This is a genomic window from Marivita sp. S2033, from assembly GCF_046592965.1.
GTDB lineage: Bacteria > Pseudomonadota > Alphaproteobacteria > Rhodobacterales > Rhodobacteraceae > Marivita.
This window is the reverse complement of sequence record NZ_JBISBV010000002.1, coordinates 485,070-500,005: the sequence shown is the minus strand read 5'-3', so window position 1 is coordinate 500,005 and position 14,936 is coordinate 485,070. Positions and strand designations below refer to the sequence as shown.

General features: G+C 62.1%; 14 protein-coding genes. 3 read left to right on the top strand and 11 right to left on the bottom strand.

Features of this window, described 5'->3' with window-relative positions; all coding sequences use genetic code 11:
* Positions 1–11 precede the first annotated feature (11 nt).
* From ACGKZZ_RS06620 to ACGKZZ_RS06605, 4 genes are all read right to left on the bottom strand, one after another.
* Positions 12–329 (bottom strand): carboxymuconolactone decarboxylase family protein, encoded by a 318-nt coding sequence (locus ACGKZZ_RS06620; RefSeq protein ID WP_411222694.1) that lies wholly within the window; start codon positions 327–329, stop codon positions 12–14.
* A gap of 77 nt (positions 330–406) precedes the next feature.
* Positions 407–1,417 carry a GTP 3',8-cyclase MoaA gene (gene moaA / locus ACGKZZ_RS06615; protein ID WP_411222693.1) on the bottom strand — a complete coding sequence of 337 codons (1,011 nt, stop codon included), beginning with the start codon at positions 1,415–1,417 and terminating at the stop codon, positions 407–409.
* Complete coding sequence (glp, locus tag ACGKZZ_RS06610) at positions 1,410–2,684, bottom strand: gephyrin-like molybdotransferase Glp (protein ID WP_411222692.1); 1,275 nt, start codon at positions 2,682–2,684, stop codon at positions 1,410–1,412. The genes moaA and glp overlap by 8 nt, the downstream gene beginning before the upstream one ends.
* Positions 2,685–2,772: 88 nt before the next feature.
* Entirely contained in the window at positions 2,773–5,442 is a 2,670-nt protein-coding gene (locus ACGKZZ_RS06605; protein ID WP_411222691.1) for a molybdopterin-dependent oxidoreductase, read from the bottom strand.
* A 116-nt stretch (positions 5,443–5,558) separates the two neighbouring features.
* Here ACGKZZ_RS06605 and ACGKZZ_RS06600 point away from each other — a divergent pair, with 116 nt between their 5' ends.
* Positions 5,559–6,263, top strand: a complete 705-nt coding sequence (locus tag ACGKZZ_RS06600; RefSeq protein ID WP_411222690.1) for a response regulator — start codon at positions 5,559–5,561, stop codon at positions 6,261–6,263.
* On the opposite strand, the gene ACGKZZ_RS06595 is transcribed toward ACGKZZ_RS06600, so the two are convergent.
* Entirely contained in the window at positions 6,233–9,004 is a 2,772-nt protein-coding gene (locus ACGKZZ_RS06595; RefSeq protein WP_411222689.1) for an ATP-binding protein, read from the bottom strand. The two genes, ACGKZZ_RS06600 and ACGKZZ_RS06595, sit on opposite strands and share 31 nt — an antisense overlap.
* On the opposite strand from ACGKZZ_RS06595, the gene torT reads away from it, so the two are divergent.
* On the top strand, positions 9,003–9,986 hold the full coding sequence (gene torT, locus ACGKZZ_RS06590) for a TMAO reductase system periplasmic protein TorT (protein WP_411222688.1): 984 nt from the start codon (positions 9,003–9,005) through the stop codon (positions 9,984–9,986). The genes ACGKZZ_RS06595 and torT overlap by 2 nt on opposite strands.
* A gap of 32 nt (positions 9,987–10,018) precedes the next feature.
* Here the strand turns inward: torT and ACGKZZ_RS06585 are convergent, their stop codons facing one another.
* From ACGKZZ_RS06585 to ACGKZZ_RS06560, 6 genes are all read right to left on the bottom strand, one after another.
* Positions 10,019–10,372, bottom strand: coding sequence for a DUF5368 domain-containing protein (locus ACGKZZ_RS06585; protein ID WP_411222687.1), 354 nt, complete (start codon positions 10,370–10,372; stop codon positions 10,019–10,021).
* Between the two features lie 16 nt (positions 10,373–10,388).
* A complete protein-coding gene (locus ACGKZZ_RS06580; RefSeq protein WP_411222686.1) occupies positions 10,389–11,702 on the bottom strand; it encodes an NAD(P)/FAD-dependent oxidoreductase in 1,314 nt (437 codons plus the stop codon).
* Positions 11,703–11,769: 67 nt separating this feature from the next.
* Positions 11,770–12,210 (bottom strand): hypothetical protein, encoded by a 441-nt coding sequence (locus ACGKZZ_RS06575; protein ID WP_411222685.1) that lies wholly within the window; start codon positions 12,208–12,210, stop codon positions 11,770–11,772.
* A 29-nt stretch (positions 12,211–12,239) separates the two neighbouring features.
* Entirely contained in the window at positions 12,240–13,217 is a 978-nt protein-coding gene (locus ACGKZZ_RS06570; protein ID WP_411222684.1) for an SLAC1 anion channel family protein, read from the bottom strand.
* Between the two features lie 125 nt (positions 13,218–13,342).
* Positions 13,343–13,738: a hypothetical protein gene (locus ACGKZZ_RS06565; protein WP_411222683.1), complete on the bottom strand. Its 396-nt coding sequence runs from the start codon at positions 13,736–13,738 to the stop codon at positions 13,343–13,345.
* Positions 13,731–14,345: a TetR/AcrR family transcriptional regulator gene (locus ACGKZZ_RS06560; RefSeq protein WP_411222682.1), complete on the bottom strand. Its 615-nt coding sequence runs from the start codon at positions 14,343–14,345 to the stop codon at positions 13,731–13,733. The genes ACGKZZ_RS06565 and ACGKZZ_RS06560 overlap by 8 nt, the downstream gene beginning before the upstream one ends.
* 97 nt (positions 14,346–14,442) lie before the next feature.
* Between ACGKZZ_RS06560 and ACGKZZ_RS06555 the strand changes: the two genes are divergently transcribed.
* The gene (locus ACGKZZ_RS06555) at positions 14,443–14,931 is read left to right on the top strand and encodes a cytochrome b (protein WP_411222681.1); all 489 of its coding nucleotides are present in this window, start codon (positions 14,443–14,445) and stop codon (positions 14,929–14,931) included.
* Positions 14,932–14,936 lie beyond the last annotated feature (5 nt).

Genomic DNA, 14,936 nt, shown 5'->3' with positions numbered 1-14,936 from the left:
GCGCGCAGGAGTTACTTTTCGTCGGTGACGTCGGAAATCCACGTCCCTGCGGCGACCGCGCGCGGCAAGCCAAGCGGTCCGATCGCAAGCAAGGCGACCTGGTGCAAATCCCTGGCCGGAATGTCTTCTTCGAGCCCGCGCCGTGTGTGCGAGTGAACCGCCCCCTCAGAGCGCGCGCCGATCGACAGCGCGAGCTTGACCAGACGGCGTTCGCGATCCGTCAGGTCGCCAGCCATTGCGGTGGCTTCGCCCAAGGCGGAATAGGCGTCCCAAACCGACGGGTTCGTTTCGGCCAGTTCGCCTGCCGCGCCCGGTAAATGCTTGCTCATGTGAAATCCTTCTGTGTGCTGGAGTTTGGCAATAGAGATGTGCAGATGCTGTTCCGCTCTACATAAAACGTTCTGCGTCACCCGCCAAGTGTGGACATATGCCGCGCTATGGCCGGCCTTTCCAGACGTGTGGCGTCAAATGCGTGACGCTCGGGCTTGGCTTTGAGCGCCTGCGTGATGGCCGTGAGTGTGGCGTGATCGGAGTGGCGCAGAGGTGCGCGCAAATCGACAGAGCCTTCGTCGCCCATGCATGTGTAAAGCCGCCCCGTACAACTGACCCGCACGCGGTTGCAAAGCGCGCAAAAGTTGCACGACATCGGAGAGATGAAGCCCAGGATCCCGCCGGTTTCCGCCACCCGCATATAGCGCGCCGGGCCGCCGGTCGTGTGGCGATGCGGCGTCAGGGTCCAGCGCGCGGCCAGTTGATTTTGCAGATGGCGCAGCGAAAGCCCGGTTTCGCTCCGGTCCTGACCGGTGTCGCCGAGCGGCATCTCCTCGATCAGTGTGAGGTCCAGATCTCCGTCATGCGCAAAGCGGATCAGGTCGTCCAATTCTTCTTCAAATGCGCCACGGCTGGCCACTGCGTTCAGCTTGACCTTCAGCCCCGCCTCCCTGGCGGCTTGGATACCGGTCAGAACGCGATTGATATCGCCCAGCCGCGTCACCGCGCGGTAGCGCGCCGGATCAAGCGTGTCGAGCGAGACATTGACCCGGCGCACCCCGCAGGCAGCAAGCGCGTCGGCGTGACGGGCGAGCAGCGTGCCATTGGTGGTCAGGGTCAATTCGTCCAGCGCACCGGTTGCAAGATGGCGCGACAGATCGCGAAACAGGTCCATCACATCACGCCGCACCAGAGGCTCGCCGCCGGTAATCCGCAGTTTGCGCACGCCGTTGCGAATGAACACATCGCTGAGCCGCGCCAGTTCCTCGAGCGTCAGCACGTCCCGCTTGGGCAGGAAAACCATCTTTTCGGCCATGCAATAGGTACAGCGCAGATCGCAGCGGTCGGTGACTGACAGACGCAGATAGCTGACGCTGCGGCCAAAACCGTCGGTCAGCGGCACGGTCGCGGTCGAGCAATCAAGCATCTCCCGCCTCCGCTTGGCAGAAGGGGTGCCAGGTCAGCGGCGCGCCGTTGGTGACGTTGGCGCAATCGGCCGCGACCATGGCGAGCCCGTCCGCGGCCGTCAGCGGCAAGAGTGTCGCGGACACGCTGTTTCCCAAACGCTCCAGCACCGGGCGGCCCATGTCGTCATAGCCAAGCCGCCGCACCGGAAACACTTCGGCGCGTCCGGTCTTGCGCGACCAGTCAAAGCCCGCAATCGCGGGAACCGAGGCGAACGGGCGTGGCGTGCGGCCCGTCAGGCGCGCCAATTGGGCACTGAGAAACAGGTGAAAGCCAACATGGACGGCAAAGGGATTGCCCGGAAGACCGGTAAACGCCGCACGCTCCAAGGTGCCAAAAAGCACCGGCTTGCCGGGTTTCAATGCCACGCGCCAGCCCTTGACGGTGCCGCCAGCAGCAACGAGCGCCGCCTGAATATGGTCCTTACCGCCCATCGACACGGCGCCGGTTGTCACGATCAGATCAAACCTGTCGTTCAAGGCACCCAGCGCTCTCGCGGTCGTCTTCATATCATCGGGAAGAACGCCAAGATCGCAGATATCCGCCCCCGCCTGCCGCAAAAGCGCGCGCAGCATGGGGCGGTTGGCGTCGGGGATTTGGCCAGGCCCGAGCGGACCGTGGCCCAGTTCGTCTCCGGTTGAAAATACCGCCACTCGCGGGCGGCGGACCACCTCGACATGGGTGACACCATTGGCGGCCAGAAGACCGATATGGTGCGGCGCAACGCGGGTACGGGTGGCGATGATCGTCTGACCCTCGGCCTGATCGCTCCCCTTGAGGCGCATGTTAGCACCACGCGCGGGGGCAGTTTCGATATGCACCTTGGTTCCCTTGTCGATGCACGCCTCGATCATCACCACCGTGTCCGCACTTGTGGGCAACGGCGCGCCGGTGAAAATGCGCAACGCGGTTCCCGGAGGCAAATCGCGTGGTGCATCGCCAGCGGCAACGGTGCCCGCCACCGGCAAACAGCACCGCCCGTCAAGATCGGAGCGACGAAAAGCAAAGCCGTCCATTGCGGAATTGTCAAACAGTGGCAGGGCGGCCGGAGCGACGAGGGGCTGCGCCGTGATCCGGCCCATCGCGTCATCCAGCGATACCCGGTCGGTTCCGGTCAGCTCTGTGACCTGTTGCAACGCACAGGCCAGCGCGTCGTCCACGCTGGTCAGATCGCCGGTTGCCGCAATGCTGTCGCAGCCGCAGCCGCCGATGGTTCTGTCCATGTGCATCTGCTTGTTCCTTGCCACAGATAGGGAGTGGGTAGATTTGGTGCAGGCGGCCCAAGGGAGGCAAAGGCCGCCTGCTGTGCCGCTGACGCTACATGGCGTCGGAGGCGTTCATCATGAGGTAGTCTTTCACAAGCGCGGATTCTGCTTCGTCAAATCCGGCGCGCGGGAACATGGATGGCATGATGCCGTTCCACTGCTGCTTGGAGAAGTGTGTCACCTCGCGTGGCGCGTGGCAGACGGTGCACCGCTCATAGTACAGCTTTTCGCCCGGCCCCATGTCGGCATAGAGGTTCTCGGTCAGCTCGTAGATCCGGTCAAGACCAAGCTTGTCGTAATCGATTTCCGCCAACTCGTAATCCTCGATGATCGCGGGCTTTTCATACGCCTGGTTCGGACCTTCGGGGTCTTCGCATTTGCGCATGGAGCACAACGTTGTGTTCGCGGTTGTCGCCTGAGCAAGGCCCGAGGACGGCTGTGTCGAGGTCAGGAAGTTCACCAGACCCGAGTTGCAGCGCCCCTTGCTGTCAAGTGACGGCCACGCGCCCTCATAGATCGAGACCACGCCCGGCATGATGTCATCGCTGATGACGGCCCCCGCAATCACTGTACCGCGGTCGTTGTAAAGCTCGACCAGATCACCGTTTTCGATACCGCGAGATGCGGCGTCCTCGGTGTTGATCCGCACCGGTTCCCGGCCCTGGATCTTGTAGAGGCTGCGCAGCTTTTCAGACTGATCCATCTGGCTGTGCAGGCGGAACCACGGGTGGGGTGACACGACGTGCAACTGGCCTTCCTTGGCATTGCCGAGGTATTCGTGCTTTTCCATCCACATCGGCATGCCGGGGCAATCGTCGATCTCGAGTTTCGCGAAGTCGTCGCAGAACATTTCGATCTTGCCGGATGTCGTGTGCAATGGCGAACCTTCCGGGTCGTTGTAGAATTCGCTGTGCCGCGTCCACTTGTGAGCTGCCTCCGGCACCTCCTGACGTGCATAGCCTTTTTCCCAGAATTCCTCGAACGGAGTGTGCTTGGCCGCGCTGGTGGCCTCGTAGGCAAGGCGGATGTGATACATCTTGTCTTCACCTTCGGTGAACTGCATCCACATATCCAGCTTGTCGGCCAGCCCTTCGAAGATCTCGTAGTCCGGCAGGCTGTCGCCAATCGGCTCGATCACTTTCTTCATCGCGTAGATCTTGTCGTTCGAGTACGTCCCGCCGACACTGATGTCGTCCTGCTCGAGCGTCGTCGCCGCCGGCATGACGATGTCGGCCCAGCGTGTCGCCGCTGTCCACCACACATCCACACTGATGATGGTTTCGACTTTCTCGAGCGCACGGATCAGGCGGTTGGTGTCCTGCTGGTGCGACATGAAGTTGTTGCCGGAGTTGAAGACCACTTTCACGTCGGGATAGGTATGCGTGTTGCCGTTGTAGAACACCTGTTTGCCGGGGTTTTCCAGCATGTCGGTGATGCGGCTTGCCGGGCAGACGGTCTTCACGAAGTTCCGGCCCTGGCTCATGCCCACCGGCGTTGCCTTGCCCGATTGCGGCATGCCGCCGCCACCGTAGTGCCAGGAGAACCCGACCCCGCTGCCGGGCTTGCCGATCTTGCCGGTCAGCGCGGCAAAGTTGATGATGGCCCAGTGGGTCATCTCGCCGTGCTGGGCGCGTTGCAGCGACCATGCACCCGCGATGTTGGTGTTGGACTTGGCGAACAGCTCGGCCATTTCGCGGATCTTGTCGGCGTCGATACCGGTGATTTCAGACGCCCATTCGGGTGTCTTTGGCGTGGCGTCGGTATCGCCCTTGACGTAGGCGATCCACTTGTCCGCGCCGACGGTGTATGTGTCCATGTAGGCACGGTCTTCCAGACCCTGCTCCAGAACGTGATTGGCCATGCCGAGGAACAGGGCAACGTCGGTGTTGGGAACGATCTTGACCCATTCAGCGCCCAGAACTTCGTCAGAGGCGGTTTTTTGCGGGTTGATCGAGATGAACTTGACGCCCGCATCGCGGATCATCTCCCAGCGCGACGACATGTCGTGGTCGGCCACCGTGAATTCGATGCGGTTGTTCTTGACCGGATCACAGCCGACCAGAACGAAAACGTCGCATTCGTCGCGGATGGTTTCCCACGCCGATTGCGGGGAGTACACTTCCATATCGCCGATGACGTGCGGCAAGGACACCTGCGAGGCGCCGGCGGACCAGTCGCCAGCCGTGTTGGTGCAACCGCCGATCAGGTTGATCAGACGCCCCTGAAGCACGTTGGGGCGGAAGCTGCCCGCGTTCGACCAGCCGCCATAGGACGAGCTGAAAATCGCCTCGTTGCCATGATTGACGGCAGTATCGAGCAGCGCCTTCGCGCTCAGGCTCCAGACGGTGTCCCAGTCGACCTGGACGTATTCTTCCTTGCCGCGCAGCTCGGGCTTGATGTCTCCGGTTTCCCAGCCCTCGAGATAGGACTTGCGCACCATTGGATAGTTGATGCGGGACTTGTCATAGGTCCGGTCCATAATGCCGAGCTTCAGCATGGCTGTCGGACGCTTGTCGACTTCCTCGACGGTGTCGATCTGGATCAGCTTGCCGTCGCGCACGATGGCTTCGAAGGAGCCGAAATGGGTCGCATGAAAGATGCGTTCGCTGAACGAGTTGGGATCGAGCGCGGCCAGCGCGGTTGTTCCCATGAGGTTGGTTGCGCCGAATGCGGCGGCACCACCTTGCAGAAACGCGCGGCGGGTGGGTTGGTTGAACGACATGACATGTCTCCTGTGGCCAAATTCATTGACCGCAAATTAACCTTTGTGCCCGAGCACAGCCTTGACCCCGCGCAAGACGGCTTGTTCGAAGATGTAAAGATTTGTAACCTTGCTGCATGGCACAGCATATCCTCATCGTCGAAGATGACAGAACCTCGCGAAAGCGACTTGCTGCTTATCTTCGCACCCAGAATTACCGTGTCAGCGAAGCCGAGGACGCCGATGAAATGGAGTCCATCATTCGTATCGACCCGCCCGAGCTGTTGCTGGTCGACATCAATCTGGAGGGCAAGGACGGGCTGACGATCACCCGCGAACAGCGCGCCGTCTCGCGCGTCGGGATCATCCTGCTGACGGCACGGGACGATCAGGTCGACAAGATCGTCGGGCTTGAGATGGGCGCTGACGATTACGTCACCAAACCGTTTGATAAACGGGAACTGGCCGCGCGGATCAAGAACCTGCTGGCGCGGATCGCCGATATCGGGCAAGCGCCGCAGGGCCCCGAGCCGGTGGAGACTTTCGGCGTCTGGTGCTTTGACCGCATCCGCCGCCGACTGGTCTCGGCCGCGCGCACCGAGTCGCTGACACCGCAGGAATTCGAGGTCTTCTCGGCGCTGGCGGATCATCCGGGCCAGACCCTGAGCCGCGCCCGCCTGTCAGAGATGATCGGACGGCCCGCGCATCGCTCCAATGACCGGATGATCGACGTCGTGGTGGGGCGGCTGCGCAAGAAACTCGAGCAGAATTCGAACGACCCGGAATGGATCATGACGGATCACGGCCACGGTTACCGCTTTGTCGATCCCGCCTCGGTCTGAAGGCCGGCCTGCGCCGTTGCGGCCTGCAAGGCGGCCACCGCGGTATCTGCCCCTTGCTTGACGCGCGCAATCAAGGCGCGGTCCAAAGCGCCCGGCGTCGCCTCGACCTGCGCCAACACGGCGCAGAACTGATCGAGAGCGAAATTCGACGCTGCTCCTTTCAAGCGATGCGCGGCCTTGCGCTGCGCGTCAGGTTCGGACGTGGTAATTGCGCTCAGTGCGGCTGGCATATCGGCAAGAAATTCCTGCACGATCTGGCTGGTGACGGCCGCGCCAAGATCGTCGATATCGCTTTGCAGGCTGTGCAGTATCGCTGGCTCATTCTCTCCGTCATCCGATCCACAAAGCGCCAGGACCTCGTGTAGTGCCCGAGGCGAGATCGGTTTGGACAGGATGCGCGCCACTCCCAACCGGTCGCGGTTTTCCAGAGTGTCATCAATCAAATGCGCCGTCAGCGCGACCAGTACCGGACCAGCAGGACTGCGGGCGGCGACCTCATCACCCTGCATGTCCGGCAGATCGACGTCGATCAGCACGAGGTCAAGGCGGCGACTGTTTAGCATCTCCAACCCGGCGGTTCCGGTCGCGGCCTCGAAGACGCGGCAGCCCAGTCGTTCCAGATACCCGCGTGCCACCATGCGGTTGACGGCGTGGTCATCTATCACCAACACGTCGCGGCAGCGACTGTCCGAAGCCACGGGCGCATCCGCCTCCTCGATGAGGGCAGCATCGCCCTGTTGCAGCGGCACTGTCAGCGTGAAGCGGCTACCGAGGCCCGGCTCGCTCTCCACGCTCAACGCGCCCCCGAGCGCATCGGTCAGCGTTCGCGATATGGCAAGCCCAAGGCCCAGCCCCTCGATCCCCGACCGTCTGGCATCTTCGGTCCGGGAATAGGCATCAAAGGCATGGGAAATCGTGTCCTGAGACATTCCGACACCGGTATCACTGACCGTGAAGCTGACCACCACGTCGCCGGTTGCCTCGTCCACCGCATGATCGACCGAGAGCGCCACCGTACCGCGCTGGGTGTACTTGGCCGCATTGGACATCAGATTGCCGATGATCTGGCGAATTTTCACCACATCGCCAAACAGAACCAATGGCGTCGGGTCAACAAGGTCGACCACCGCATCAAGTCCCTTTGCACCGGCCAGCGATTGCAGTTGATGACCCAGTTGGCCCACGAATTCACGCAAGGCGAAATGAATGGGGTTACCGCGATTTGCGCGATCCTCGCCGCTGGCAAAATGCAGGATATCGTTGGTGATCTCCAACAAATCCTGCGCCGAGCGATGCGCCGTCTTTACCCGCTCACGGCGATCCTCGTTTCCGACCTCGGTTTCCAGCAATGACAACATGCCGATGATGCCGTTCAGAGGTGTGCGAATCTCGTGGCTCATGCGGGCGAGAAATTCGGTTTTGCTGCGATCAGCCGATTCGGCCTTGGCGCGCGCGGCGTCAGCGTCCTGCATCTGCGCGACGACATCTCCGGTGCGCGCGATGACGGCGTCCTCCAGGCTTTCCCGCAACATTTCGGCATCTATGGCGCGGCGGCGCAGGATGTTGAGCGCTTTCTCCATCCGTCCGATCTCGTCATGTCCGCTCAGACGCAACGGCGCGCCATAGTCCGCACCTGCGACCGAGACAATGCGGCGCGACACGTTCGACAGCCGCGCCACCAACTGCCGGCGCGCATAGAGCCAAAGCACCGCGCCAACACCCACGGCGCCCACCACCAACGCCAAAAGCGCGGCACTCATCAGGGTCGCACGCCGCTCCGCCTCGTCGATCTGCTCGATGGCGCGCGCCTGCGCGGCATCGCGCGCACGGCGGGCTTGCTCTGAAAGCGCCGACAATGCGTCTCTGAGTGCGGCGCTGTCGGCGGCAATGCTCTCACGCAACGCGATCTTTTCACCCTGTAGCGCGAGCAGGCCACCCGGTTCCAGCGCCGCCGCTTCAGCGTCAAGCAGGGCGCGCGCCTCCTGGCGCGTTGCGGGCGACGGCAGGTAAATCACCCGCCGCGCGGCCAGATCAAGCCGCTCAGCAAGCGCCGCGCGCGCCCGCGCCAGATCATCCGGCGCGTCGATGCGCGGCACCTGTTGCAATTGCAGCCGCGTCGCATCCACCATCCGGCCGAGTTCGGACAAGCGTTCGAAGGCAAAGAAATACCTATCCGCAAGCGTGTCGAGCGCCGGCCGCAGATCAGTTTCCGGGTCGGCATAAATCCCGGCAATGCCGGCGGTAATGCGCAGGCGCGCCAGATCGGTTGCCGCCTCGATCAAGGCATCCAGCGCCTCACCTGTGCGATCGGCATTCTGGCGTTGCTCGTTGATCCGCTCGTCAAGCTCCAACAGAGCATGTCCGTTTTCTGCCATACGCGCGACGATACCGCTGGATTGCGACATCGCCCCGTCCGAGCGCGCCTCCGGCGTCAAGCCGTCCAGAACCCGCGCACCCCGTTCCATCTCCGCAACCGCGGCGTTCAGCGACGCGGTGATCTGGTCGAGATCCTCGCTTGTTCCCGCTTGCACGAACGCCGTTGCCAGCGTGCCCGCAACCTCGGCGGACGCTCCGATCCGGCTGGCCAGCTCGGCCGTCGGCAAGGTTGACTGGATCATCGCGTTCTGGCTTCGCACCAGATAGCGGTTGACGGCGATTGCGGCGACTCCCACGATAATGGCCATTGCCGCCATCGCGGTGAGGATCTGGATCAGTCTCGTGTCAAATCTCGTTCGTCGCATGACCCGACAGTACGGGGCCGCCCGCGCCGGCACAATCGCGGCTCTTGTACTTGGCGCTGTGCTTTGCACCACGACGTCCCTGGTTGCCGCGACGCAGACGTTTTGCGTTCTGGTGCCCCATTTCAAGGATGAATACTGGCTCAGCGTCGGTTATGGGCTGGAACAGGAAGCAGCGCGGCAGGATATCGATCTGGAGTACTTCGAGGCGGGCGGCTACCGATCGCTGGAATCCCAGCTGGCGCAACTAAACGCCTGCGCCGCCCGCGATGTGGATGCGATCCTCATCGGCACGGTTGCCGCCGATCAGCCCGACCTGTTGGACGCCATCGCGCGGATTGCGCCGGTGACGCCGGTGTTCAGCCTTGTCAACGAGATGCACAGCGATGCGCTCACAGGGGAAATCGGTGTTGACTGGAGAGACATGGGCCTCGCCCTCGGACGATATCTGACAAAACAAAACCCCACGGGTGCCGCGCCGAAAACCGCAATCTATATATCCGGTCCGTCGCAGGCGGGTTGGACCGGGCCGCTTGAGGAGGGTCTGCGCACCGGCCTGGCCGGCAGTACGGTGACGGTTGCCGACGTATTCGGAGCGGATACCGGACTGCGCCAACAGCTTGCTCTGGTGGAAACCGCACTCGCGCAATATCCGAACGCCGATTACCTGATTGGCAGCGCACCCGCCATCGAAGCAGCGATCGGATATCTTGCCAATGCACCCGCCGTCGACCCGCCGGTTCTGATGTCCACCTATATCAGCCACACCGTTCTGCGCGGGTTGATGAATGGGCAGGTGAGTGCAGTCGCCTTTGACGACCCGATGCAACAGGGTGTCATTGCGATCCGGCAGGCCACGTCGGGCGATGCGGGTACGCACACCGGCTTGCGCATCGGGCCGAGCATCACCTTGCTGACGCCAGAGCAAGACATTCCATCCGCGATCCGTCTCTCCCCGGCCGATTACTTTCCGTCGGTGCAATAAGGGCCGATGATACCACCGGCCCTTGGTCGATGTCAGGCTTCGGGCGTTTTTCGGAACAGCGATTGCAGGGTGTAAACCAGTATCGCGATACCGACCGCGCCCAGGGCCGCCACACCCAGCATCATCACTACGTCGATGGGTCCGCCAATGTCACGCAGATGCGAATCTGTCACCGCCAGCACGAAGAATATCGCCGCCACCGCGCCGACGGGCATCGACAGCTGCGCCAGCAGGAATTTGCGCATCGACATCTCTCTGTCGCGGATCAGGACGTAGAGATAGGCAAGTGTCACGATCAGCGCCGCCGCGACCATGATCCAGAACAGCGCCTGTCCGAAGATCTCCTCGAACACCGCGATCATCGTTTCGAATGTCAGTTGTTCCATAACCGGTCTCCTCGTTTCAGGCCTTGCCGCGCAGCATGGCGTTGTAGGTTGCTTTCAGGGCCACCTCTTTCATCAACCAACTGATCCAGAGCTCCTCGAGTGGCGCGATGACGCCGGGGAACGAGGGCACCAGATTGTTGTGATAATCGAACTCCACCAGCATCGCGCGTCCGACGCGGGTGATGAGCGGGCACGAGGTGTAGCCGTCATAGGCCAGCCGCCCCTCGCCTCCCTGAATTGCAGCCACCAAATGATCCTCGACCACCGGCACCTGCCATTTCACAGACGCGGCGGTCTTGCCCTTGGGCACACCGGCGACGTCGCCCAGCGCGAAGACGTCGGGATAGCGCAGGTGGCGCAGGGTTTTCATGTCCACCTCGACCCAACCCTGATCTGTCCATTTGTCGGCCCAGCTCAGTCCCGATTGGCGAATGACCTCGGGGGCGCGTTGTGGCGGGATGACGTGCAGGTAATCGTATTGCAACTCCGCATCCCCGTCAGGGGTGGTAAACGTCGCGATCTTGCGTCCGGCATCGATGGCTTTGAGCACATGGCTGTAATGGGGCGTGATCCCGCGTTCATCAAACAGCATCCGCACCTTTTCCGACACGATGGGCACACCGAACAAGCTGTTGTTGTTGGCCGCGTAATGCATTTCGTGCTTGCCCGCCCCGGCAGTGCGGGTGGCGATATCCTCGATCAGAAATGTGTGCTTGAGCGGCGCACCTGCGCATTTCATCTCGGTCGCAGGGCGGGTGAACAGGCCCACACCGCCGGTCTCGGCAAAGGCCGATGCGGCCTCCCATGTGCGCGCGGCGTATTGCGGTCCGGCATAAAGTGCGCCGATCCCGTCCTTTCCCACCATGTCGAGCGAGAACCCCTCGATCGCGTCGTGATCCAGCACCAGACCGGGGGCAACGACCAGGAAATCATACGGCACGCTCTGCCCGCCGGTCGTGGCGACCGTCTTGGCCACCGGGTCAATCGCGGCGGCAGCCTCAGAAATCAGCGTGATGTCCTTGGGCAACCACTCTGTGGTGTCGGATTCCGTATAGGATGCGGGTTTCAGGCCAGCGGCAACCAGCGACAGTCCGGGCTGATAGAAATGCATCGGGCTGGGATCGAGAATGGTGATCCGCGCGCCGTCGAGACGACGGACAAGCCGGTTCGCCAGCGACGTTCCGGCGGCACCGGCCCCGATGATGACAATCTGCGCGTTGGTCTCAACCGCCTGCGCCGAAGCGGGCCGCAACGATGCCGCCGTGGCCATGCCGCCGGCCATCAGGCCAAGAAACCCTCGCCGCGAGGCTTTCAGATTTTGCATGTCCATATCATGTCCTCCCCAGTGTTCGATGAAGCCTGTGCGCCCGCGCGGCGCAAAGGCGTTTTGGTTTGGCTCAGAAGCTCATCACGGATGTGCCGGGGGCCACGATGGCAGCGCCCATTGCATCCGGTGCAGCGGCGGTCACGCCCTCCACCAGAACCGATGCGTCAGCACCCATCCCCGGCAGATAGATCGCGCAGACCTGCACCTTGAGGCCGTTCTTCTCGATCATCGTTTGCATCATGCCTTGCGGACTGGCGTCTTTCGGCGGCTGGCCGTCGGTGGCCGAGGCTGGAGCGTCTTTCAACGCGATATCCCCCGCCGGACCGCAGAGCATCAATTCCGCTTCGGCACCTGCTGCCATCGCGTTCATCGTCAGGACCATCGCCATCAACTGCGTTTGCGGCTCTGGCGCGGTCAGGATCGTGACCAGCTTGTTGACGTCCTGTGCCTGCGCCGTGGTGGCAAGACCCAGAGCAAGTGCAGAGGCCGTTAGAATTTTGGGAAGACGCATTTGGAAACTCCTTCAATGCGGTGGGATGTTTATTCAGGAACGCAGACCTTGCCAGCGCGCATCGCCTGAGCGGTCCGCAGGATCAGCAAGGCAACGACGGCAATCAGCAAGACCAGCAAGCCAGCCCCGATCCAGAGATGCGGCTCGGAGCCGGACGCATGGGCATAACCGAAACTGGCGATGGACAACGCGGCCAGCGGGAACGACAGCGCCCACCACGACATCGCGAATGGCAATTGGCGAAACTTCGGCGCTTGGGTGGCGACCAGCAACGCAAACACATAGGCCACGCTGAGCAGGAAATGGCCAAACGCTCCCGGCTCTTCCACCATGCGCGTCCAAGCGGTGAAGGCCACGGCGGGCGGTGCCACCAGGATCATCATCGTGGGGAGCATCTTGCCGGGCAACGGGTCGTGAAACATCAGCCTATTCATCACCAGCGTCAGCAGCATGACCCAGAAGATCAGACCGGCCGAAAAGAACAGCCACGAGATTTCGACGTAGCCCAGCCTCGCACCGGCCAGCGGCACGATCACGTTCCCCACCGCCGGAATGAACCAGGCCGGTGTCATGGAGCTGAATTGAAACGGGCGGTGTCCGATCCAAGCAGACAGAACAGACAGTGCAAGCACACCCTGCAATGCGGTCGCGACCATCCAGACAGGTGTCGCCAACGAGGGCGCCGTTTCGAGCAGGGCCGTCGCCAGAAGGAGAAGCGAGATCGAAATGGCGGGAAAGAAAGCGATCCGCACCGGATGGTTCCATTCGGCGGCCACCTCTTCGGGATGGCGCATCGCCTTGAGGATATAGCCCACCGACACCGCCAGCAGCATCAGAACGGACACGACCAGCACCGCCTGGGACACTGCATGACCGTGCGCAAAACTCGTCTCGGCGGCGCGCAGCGCCAGCGTCAAGCCCATCATGCCCATGCCGATGGCAAAAAAGGTGATCGGGAAATGCGCAACGCGTGACGCGCTGGCCGTCTGTGTTGCCTCGGTCGACATCGGGATCCTTTCCTTGCGTCAGTGATGAAGGACGCGTCTTAGAGAAGCGCAGGTCCAACGGGTTGAATTCAAATTCCAATTATCGAATATAATTATCATCTATACAGGCGCAGCATTGACCTGGATCAACGTGACACTGGATTGCCGGATTTTTTCAAACCCTTGCGAGCGACAAGCGTGATGGCCGCCCAGACAGCGCTGCGCAGCGCCATCGCGAACACCGTTCGCATCTCGAACGCGCCTCCGCGGGTGACCTCGAACCAGAAGATCGCGAAAACCAGAGCTGTCGCGGCGAAAATCGCAAACGACAGCGCATAGGCCCAGTGACGCCGTTGCCACAGCCCATATCCGGCCACGATATAGGCGATCCCGGCGACCGTGTTGAACCACAGCACCACCGGCACGACCGCCCCCATATCGAGCGTACCGAGCAGCGTGCTCGCCCCCGACATGACCGTCAGCGCACCGAACAGCACGGCAACCGCTCCGGCGATACGCAACATCGACACTGAACTAGCCATTGTTCGTCTCCTCTTGGCGGGTCAACAGCGCCATCTGAACGTCGAAAAGCCGCAACCCCTCCTCAACCAGCGGAAAGCCCCGCGCGCCCAGCGTCCAGCGGATTGCCACGCCCTGTATCAGGGCTGTCAACAACATCGCCACATCCGCCGCTTTCACTTCGCGACGCAAACGGCCATCGTCATGCAAAGCGGCAATCGCAGCGACAAGATGCGCCTCGAACGTGCCGAGCAAGGTACGAAACACGTCTCGCAAGGGCGGGTTGTCGACCTGCAACTCGCGCGAGAACAGGATCGACGGGAGCGCCGGTGTCTCGGCAATCGCCGTGAGTTGCGCCCCGATCAGGGCGCGAAGCGTATCGTGCGGTGCCGACGCTCCGGCCGCTGCGGCTTGCCATCTTTCTGTCAGGCGTGCGGCGATGTCTTCGGCCACGGCCAGCCACAGCGCGCCCTTGGTCGGAAAATGCCGGAATATCGCTGGCTGGCTCAGACCGACCGCACGGGCCACATCTGTCGTACTCAGACGATCCGGCCCGATCTCGTCAGCAAGGCGCAACATCTCGGCAACGATTTGCGCCTTTCGGTCTTCCGCGCTTTGTCGAGCGGCCATACGATTTTCCCTTGTTAGTTATAACTCACTAACATATACTTCACCGCAAATCAATACCTGCCACAGCATTCCGGCACCCGAGCGAAGGACACCTGCCATGGCTGTTTCAACATCATATTCCCGCACGCAAATCGTGTTGCACTGGGTGGTTTTTGCACTCATCGCGCAGCAATATCTGTTCAAGGACGCCATGTCGGATGCGTGGCAACGACTGACCGAAGGCGGCGAGGCCGGGTTCGACCTGTTGGTTCTGGCCCATGTCGCCGGCGGCGCGCTGGTGTTCTTGCTGGCGCTCTGGCGGCTTGGCTTGCGGTCGCGGCACGGTGTTCCGGCCGCCATCGAATCCAGCAGGGTCCAGGGCGTGATCGCCAAGCTGACCCATCTTGGATTGTACGCTCTGATGATCCTGATGCCCCTCAGCGGCGCAGTCGCGTGGTTCGGCGGCGTTGATCTGGCAGCACAGGGCCATAACATCTTGAAGATCATCCTGCTGGCCTTGATCGCACTGCACGTGGTCGGCGCACTGTATCACCAGTTTATCTTGCGCGACGGCACGATGGCGCGGATGCGCCGCGTGCAGGGCTGACCACT